Here is a 7,580-nt window from a genome sequence, read left to right on the forward strand (position 1 = left end):
CCTCGACATCGTGATGGTCTTCAGCCCAGTCATCACCAACGAACAGCAACCCGACCTCCCCGACGATCGACAACAGCGGTCAGCAGCCTGCAGGAGCCGGCCCGCGAACTAATGGACCAGTGCTCACCCCAGACCCTCGAGGGGCACGACATCCCATCAGCGATCAAGACCCCTGACCACCGGTGAGGGCACGATCTGACCCCAGGACTCCAAGGTCCGGCCGACGAGGGTGCTCACTCACCAGCGGCTACAGACACCGAGTCTGCCCGAACAGCCGACCCGGTAGCTCCCATTAGCCGTGACGGAGGTGCTCGCGGCTGAGGTCGAGAAGCATCCGCACGTGGACGTCGGCGAGACGGTAGTAGATCATCCGTCCGGCCCGGCGGCTGGCCACGATGCCCGCCGTCCGCAGCAGCCTGAGCGCGTGCGACACGGCGGTGTCGCTGACCTCCACCGTCTCGGTGAGGTCGCAGACGCACAGCTCACCGGCTTCGAGCAGGGCGTACAGAAGCTGCGCCCGGGTCGGGTCTCCCAGCAGGCGGAACAGCTCGGCGAGCTGGGTCGCCTCCTCCGGGGTGACGAGCCGGTCCCGTGCCGCCGCCACCCTGCCCTCATCCGGCTCCATGGTCGTGCATGCGTCCAGCCCGGCGAGGACATCCATGGGACAAACTCCTGAACAGGTGCTCAAATGATAATGACTATCGTATCAAGCTACCCGTTCCGGTGGCGTATCTCACGAATCGCGCCATCGCGACGGCGATCGACCGCGGGCAGGCTCCGGCGTACGGCATGAGCGCGGTGAGGCCCGCGCCCAGGGTGAGCACCACCACGAAGGCGGCGGGGGCGGGCCGTCCGGCACCAGTGGGAAGCGGTGTCTCCCTGTCCGAACAGCGGCCGTGACCCTGCCCGGACAGTGGCCATGGTCCTGTCGGCACCCCCGCCCGGAGCCCTCAGGTCGACGCGGCGCTCAGTGGTTCGGCGATGTCCTCCAGGCTCTTGCCTTCGGCCTTGACCCCGAGGAACATCTCCACCAGCCCGGCCGCGATCATGAGAATCGCGCCGATGGAGAAGGCCAGCGCGGTGTCGCCCGGCCTGCCGCTCTCCACCAGGTTGGCGAAGACCAGCGGGCCGGCGATGCCGCCGACGAAGGTGCCGATCGCGTAGAAGAACGCGATGGCCATGGCCCGGGTCTCCATCGGGAAGATCTCACTGACGGTCAGGTAGGCCGCGCTTGCCCCGGCCGAGGCGAAGAAGAGCACGACGCACCAGCAGGCGGTCAGCGTGACCGCGGTCAGCACCCCCTGGTTGAACAGCCAGGCCGTGCCGAGCAGCAGCACCCCGGATCCGATGTAGGTGCCGGAGATCATGGGCACCCGGCCGACGGTGTCGAACAGCCGCCCGAGCAGCAGCGGGCCGAGGAAGTTGCCCACGGCGATGACGGCGAAGAAGTAGCCCGTGCTGGTGTCGATCTTGAAGAAGGTCGACAGGATCTGGGCGTACCCGAAGGTGATGGCGTTGTAGAGGAACGCCTGCCCGATGAAGAGCGAGAAACCGAGGATCGTGCGCTTGGGGTAACGGGCGACCATGGTGTGCGCGATCTGGCCGAAACCGATCGACCTGCGCTGGTGGATGGTCATGGACTGCGGGGGCTCCTCCAGCCGGACGCCCTTCTCCCGCTCGACCTCCTCCTCGATGCCGTCGACCAGCTCCTCGGCCTCCCGGTCCCGGCCGTGGATGAACAGCCAGCGCGGGCTCTCGGGCACGTGCCGCCGGACGATGAGGATGCCCAGGCCCAGAACCACACCCAGGCCGAACGCGATGCGCCAGCCCACGTTCACCGCGAAGTTGTTCAGCAGCGGGACGGTCAGCAGCGCGCCGCCGGCGGCGCCGAGCCAGTAGCTGCCGTTGATGATGATGTCGATCCGGCCCCGGTGGCGGCTCGGGATCAGCTCGTCGATGGCGGAGTTGATCGCGGCGTACTCCCCGCCGATGCCGAACCCGGTCAGGAAGCGGAACAGGAAGAACCACCACGCGGAGAACGACAGGGCGGTCGCCGCGGTGGCGACCAGGTAGACGATCATCGTGATGATGAAGAGCTTCTTGCGGCCGAACCTGTCGGTGAGCCAGCCGAAGAACAGCGCGCCGAGGCACGCCCCGGCCACGTAGAGGGCCGCCGCCGTACCGGCCACCTGGGTCTGGGTGATCTCCAGCCCGCTGCCGTCCTTGGCCAGCTGGGCCGAGAGGTTGCCGATGATCGTTACTTCGAGGCCGTCGAGGATCCACACGGTCCCGAGGCCGATGATGATCATCCAGTGCCACCGTGACCATGGCAGCCGGTCCAACCGCGCGGGGACCCTCGTGGTCACCGTCCCCGTCCGAACGTCGCTCATGGCGGCACCGGCTACCCATCGGAGATCAGCTCATACCAGGGAATCCCCGCCTCGCAGGTCAGCCCGTGGAGGGAGTCCGGCCCGGCGCCGCCCCCTGCTGCGCGAGACGCTCCTGGAGCATCCGGAGGCGGTGCTCCCCCGGTCCGCGGTCGACGCCGGGCCGCCGATGCGCCTGGCCGTCGCGCGACCACCGATCTGGACGATCCCGTAGAACTACGCCGTTACCTCTACACCCTGATGCGCATCGGCCTCATTCCGCTGTCACGACCAGGACAATTGCCGGTCTTTTCGATACATTGCGCGGACATGGGGAGAATTGACCATATATAGGGGGAGCGATGAGAGCCCGGATCACGGGCGTCGCGACGTATCTGCCGGAACGGACGCTGACCAGCGCGGAGGTGGAGCGGCGGATCGAGGGATACGTGCCCTACCGGGGTGTCGTCGAGCGGTTGACGGGAATCCGTTCACGGCACGTCGCCCGCGACGATCAGCAGGCATCCGACCTGGCGGTGGAGGCCGCACGCAAACTCGATCACGCCGACGCCGATCTGCTGATCTTCGCCTCCGCCTCACAGGACATGGTCGAGCCCGCCACCGCGCACATCGTGGCGGCCAAGCTCGGCCTGTCCTGCCCGGTGTTCGACGTCAAGAACGCCTGCAACAGCATGCTCAACGGGATCCAGATCGCCGAGGCGCTGATCCTGTCCGGCGCGCACCGCAAGGCGCTGGTCTGCTCGGGTGAGGTCCCCTCGCGGGCGATCCGGTGGCAGGTCAGGGACCGGGCGCAGTTCGTGGACTCCTTCGCCGGATACACGCTGTCGGATACCGGGGCCGCGGTGCTGGTCAGCGCGGATTTGGAACGTGGCATTTTCTACCGCGACTTCTCGGCCGACTCCACCGCGTGGGCGATCGGGACCCTGCCGGGAGGCGGCTCGGCGCATCCGCGCGATCCCGAGTACTCCTACTTCCGGGGCGACGGGCGGCGGCTGAAGGAGGCGTTCGAGCGGATCGGCCCGGACATCTTCCTCAACGCGCTCAAGCGCACCGGCCTGAGCTGGGACGACTTCGCCGTCGTGGCGGTGCACCAGGTGGCGCTGCCGTACCTGCGCTTCCTCGCGCAGGTGCTGGACATCCCCGAGGAGAAGCTCGTGGTCAGCCTGCCCGAGCACGGCAACTGCGCCTCGACCACGCTGCCGCTCCAGCTCGCGCTGGGCGGGTGGGAGCCGGGTGACCGGGTCGCCCTGCTCGGCCTCGGTGGCGGGATCAGCACGGGCGTGATGCTGGCGGAGATGTGATGGACCTCTGGGTGATCGTTCCGGCCTACAACGAGGCCGCGGGCATCGAGGCGACGCTCCGGGCGCTGGCCGGGCAGGACGACCGTGACTTCACGCTGGTCGTGGTGGACAACGCGAGCACCGACGGCACCGCCGAGATCGTCCGGCGGCACGGCGTCACGGTGGTCACCGAGACCCGGAAGGGCACCGGCGCCGCCTCCGACACCGGGATGCGCCACGCCATCGCACACGGCGCGACCCATCTGGCCAGGACCGACGCCGACTGCCTGCCCCGCCCCGACTGGGTGCGCAACATCCGGCGCGCGTTCGGCGACGGGCTGGAGATGGTCGGCGGCCGGCTCGTGCCCCGGACCGACGAGTTCCCGCTGAAGTTCTGGGAGCGGCGGTTCATCCCGTTCGTGGTGGACGTGGCCGCGACGTTCGGCCGCTACCGGCCGGGCAACCGGTCGCCGGAGTATCTCGGCCCGTACGTGATGATGCCCGGCGCGACCCTGGCCATCACCTCCGCGCTCTACGAGCGGGCGGGGGGTTTCCCGAGGACCGCGATCGAGGAGGTCCACGAGGACCGCGCCCTGGTCAACCGGGTCCGCAAGCTCACCTCCGCCTACGGCTCGCGCCGCGACGTGGTCGTCTTCGGCTCGGTCCGGCGCCTGCGGGCGTACGGCCTGGCGGGCACCCTGGCCTGGTACGCCGACCATCGCTACCAGCCCGAAGTGATCGATATCCGGTGAACCACGAGGCACGGCTCTACCTGGCCGCGCACCCCTTCGTCTACCCGCTCATGCGGCTGCTGGCCCGCCTCGGCCCGGTGGTCCGCGTCCCCGGGCTGGGGGTCGTGGTCAACGACGCCGTCACCGCGCGCGCCGTACTGACCGACGAGCGCTTCCGCAAGGACGGCCCCGGATCGCCCGGCGACCTGTGGACGCCGGTGCTCGGCCCGTCGGTGCTGCTCAACATGGAGGGTCCCGGTCACCTCGCGCTGCGCCGGAAGCTGATGCCGCTGTTCACCTCCGCGTATGTCTCGGCGCTGGTCGCCGACGTGCTGCGGGAGCCGTTGGAGGACCTCTCCGCACGGCTGGGGCGCGGTGAGACGGTCGACCTGGTCGACGCCATGCGGGTGATGGCCGGCGCGGTGATCTGCCGGGTGATCGGGCTGGGCGAGGTCTCCGAGGCCCGTGCCCGCGAGCTGTTCGCGGACGGGGAGCGGGTCGTCTCGATGGTCTCGCTGAGGTCCCGGCGGCTGCGGGACCGGCAGGTGGTGATCGCCCGGCAGGTGCTGGACAAGATCGGGGACATCGCCCAGGCCACCTACGAGGCCGGGGACGAGTCCACCGTGATGGGCCGGATGCGGGCGCAGGGGCTGTCGGCGGCCGAGGCCAGGGGCGCGGCCGGCGCGTTCTTCCTGACCGGCACCGAGACCGTCGCCACCTTCGTGCCCCGGCTGATCGCCCTCCTGCACGACCATCGGACGCGGGTCGACGATCTGGACCAGGTGATCGAGGAGGCCATGCGGATCACCACGCCGACGCCGATGATGCTGCGCTCGGTGGGCTCCGCCGCGCGGATCGGCCGGGTGGCGGTGCGGCCCGGCGACAGGGTGCTGATCGTGACCCACAACTGCGCCCGGGCATACGGCCCGTTCGACCCTTCCCGCCGGCACCCGCCCGAGCTGCGCCGGCTCTGGTTCGGCGCCGGCCCGCACTTCTGCATCGGCTACCCGCTGGCGCTGGCCGAGATCCGGGCGGTCGCCTCGGTCCTGCTCTCCCACCACGTGCGCGTCGTACGGCGGCGCGCGGCAAGAGGAGTCCTCATCCCCACCTACGAACACCTGTGGATCACTGCGGCATGAGCGACGACATCATCGGCGGCATCATGGCCACCGCCGGCCGGGAGCCCGGCCGGACCGCCATCATCGACGGCCGTGGCCGCGAGATCTCCTACGGCGAGCTGGCCCGCCGGGTGGAGGCGGTCCGCACCGCCATGACCGGACGGCCACGGTCCGGACCCGCCCCCCGGTACGGCTCCGTCCCGGATGAGGATTCCCGATCCCGCCAGAAGGACCGGGGCCCCGTCGACGGCCAGACCGGTACGGAGAGCCTGGGCGGTCCTGGAGACCGGTCCCACGCCAGTGGCCAGGGCGACAGGGGAGGCCGGGGCGGCACGGACGGCGGGCTGCGGCCCGGGGACGGGGTGCTGTTCGCGGTGCGGCCGGGGGTGGACGCGGTGGTGCTCGCGCTGGGGGCGGTGGCCGCGGGCGGGACGCTCGTGCTCGCCGACCCCGGGTTGGCCCCCGAGGTCCTCGGCGCCCGCATGACCGCCACCCGCCCCAGGTGGGTGGTCGCCGAGTCCCTGCTCTACACCCTGAGCGGCCCCCTCAAGGGCCTGGCCCGCCGCCGCGGCCTGCTCCTGCCGAACCTCCGCGACCCCCTTCCCGGCCGGCCCGTCCGCCACCTCTACACGGGGCCCTGGCTGCCCGGCGTCCCCCGAGGGGCCCTGCGGCTGTCACGGATCCTCCGGTCGCCCGGTGACAGCGCCCCGGAGAGACCCGCCACCGCCCCGGACACTCCGGCCCCCACCGGCCCGGACACTCCGGCCTTCACCACCCCGGACACTCCGGACCCCACCGSCCCRGACACTCCGGACCCGGGCAGGCCGGACGGGCACGACGCCACCGCCCCGGATATGTCCAGCGGTGGTCCAGATATGTCCGGCGCTGGCGCGCCGGACATATCCGAAATTTCAGCAGATCAGCCAGCAGCAGTGATCTTCACTTCGGGGACCACCGCGCGACCGCGAGGCGTGGTGCACACCCGCGGGTCCCTGGCTGCGGGGCTGGCGCTTTTCCGGAGCGCGTTCCCGCTGGGCCCCGGCGACGTCGTGCACACCGACCAGCTCATGCTGGGGCTGCCGGCGCTCCTGGCCGGGGCCACCTGGTCGCTGCCCGGAGGAGGGGACCCCGCCGAGGAGATGGCCGCCAGGGGTGCCACCCACACCTTCGCCGTCCCGGTGCACCTGGACAGGTTGCTCCGCCGGACGCCCCGGCTCCCCGAGACCCTGCGCTACCTGCTGCTCGGGGCGGCCCCCGCGCCCCCGGCCGTGCTCCGCCGGGCGATCGAGGCCGGACCCGAGGTGCTGTCGGTCTACGCGATGACCGAGGCGCTGCCGATCGCGATCGCCTCGGCGCGGGAGAAGCTGGCCCAGCCGGAGGGGGACCTGCTCGGCGCGCCCCTGCCCGGGGTCGGCGTCCGGATCGCCGACGACGGCGAGCTGTTCGTCTCCGGGCCCCATCTCGCCCGGCGATATCTGGGCGAGGACCCGCTGGAGGAGATCGCGACGGGGGACCTGGTCCGGATCGAGGAGGGCCGGCTCGTCCTGCTCGGCCGGAAGAAGGACATGATCCTCCGCGACGGGGTGAACATCTACCCCGGTCTCTACGAACCGGCGGTGGCCGCGCTGCCCGGAGTGGCCGAGGCGGCGATCGTCGGGCTCGCCGACCCCGAGACCGGGGACGAGGAGGTCGTGCTGGCCGTCGTCCCCGCAGCCGGCTACGACGAGGGCCTGCTGAGGAAGGCCCTTCCGGCGATCATCGACGCCGCGGCCCTTCCCGACCGCGTCGAACCCCTCGACGCCTTCCCCCGTTCCGGCCGCGCCGACAAGCTCGACCGCGCCGCCCTCCGGGACCTGGTCACCCGCCGTGCCTGAGCAGCCGCGGGACCCGGCCGGCGCGGTCGAGCTTGTCGGCGCGGCCGGAACGGGGGAAGGCGTCGAGGGGTTCGACGCGGTCGGGAAGGGCCGCGGCGTCGATGATCGCCGGAAGGGCCTTCCTCAGCAGGCCCTCGTCGTAGCCGGCTGCGGGGACGACGGCCAGCACGACCTCCTCGTCCCCGGTCTC

At 71.2% G+C, this 7,580-nt stretch carries 6 protein-coding genes and 1 pseudogene; 4 read left to right on the forward strand and 3 right to left on the reverse strand.

Annotated elements, in window-relative coordinates:
* Positions 1-292: 292 nt before the first annotated feature.
* Together CA984_RS41150 and CA984_RS41155 are read right to left on the reverse strand one after the other, a co-directional pair.
* Entirely contained in the window at positions 293-661 is a 369-nt protein-coding gene (locus tag CA984_RS41150; RefSeq protein WP_086578758.1) for an ArsR/SmtB family transcription factor, read from the reverse strand.
* Between the two features lie 289 nt (positions 662-950).
* Positions 951-2,390, reverse strand: a complete 1,440-nt coding sequence (locus tag CA984_RS41155) for an MFS transporter (RefSeq protein ID WP_086578759.1) — start codon at positions 2,388-2,390, stop codon at positions 951-953.
* A gap of 338 nt (positions 2,391-2,728) precedes the next feature.
* Between CA984_RS41155 and CA984_RS41160 the strand changes: the two genes are divergently transcribed.
* Genes CA984_RS41160 through CA984_RS41175 form a run of 4 tightly spaced genes read left to right on the forward strand, consistent with a single transcriptional unit; the run spans position 2,729 to position 7,390 of the window.
* Positions 2,729-3,688: a 3-oxoacyl-ACP synthase III family protein gene (locus tag CA984_RS41160; protein ID WP_086578760.1), complete on the forward strand. Its 960-nt coding sequence runs from the start codon at positions 2,729-2,731 to the stop codon at positions 3,686-3,688.
* Complete coding sequence (locus CA984_RS41165; RefSeq protein ID WP_086578761.1) at positions 3,688-4,419, forward strand: glycosyltransferase family 2 protein; 732 nt, start codon at positions 3,688-3,690, stop codon at positions 4,417-4,419. The genes CA984_RS41160 and CA984_RS41165 overlap by 1 nt, the downstream gene beginning before the upstream one ends.
* Entirely contained in the window at positions 4,416-5,537 is a 1,122-nt protein-coding gene (locus CA984_RS41170) for a cytochrome P450 (RefSeq protein ID WP_086578762.1), read from the forward strand. Before CA984_RS41165 ends, CA984_RS41170 begins: the two co-directional genes overlap by 4 nt.
* Positions 5,534-7,390, forward strand: a complete 1,857-nt coding sequence (locus CA984_RS41175) for a class I adenylate-forming enzyme family protein (RefSeq protein WP_086578763.1) — start codon at positions 5,534-5,536, stop codon at positions 7,388-7,390. The genes CA984_RS41170 and CA984_RS41175 overlap by 4 nt, the downstream gene beginning before the upstream one ends.
* On the opposite strand, the pseudogene CA984_RS41180 reads toward CA984_RS41175, so the two are convergent.
* Positions 7,374-7,580 (reverse strand): annotated as a pseudogene (locus CA984_RS41180) (hypothetical protein); the annotation flags it as partial. The gene CA984_RS41175 and the pseudogene CA984_RS41180 overlap by 17 nt on opposite strands.

Origin of the sequence: Streptosporangium minutum (assembly GCF_002149035.1) — a bacterium.
Lineage (GTDB): Bacteria > Actinomycetota > Actinomycetes > Streptosporangiales > Streptosporangiaceae > Streptosporangium > Streptosporangium minutum.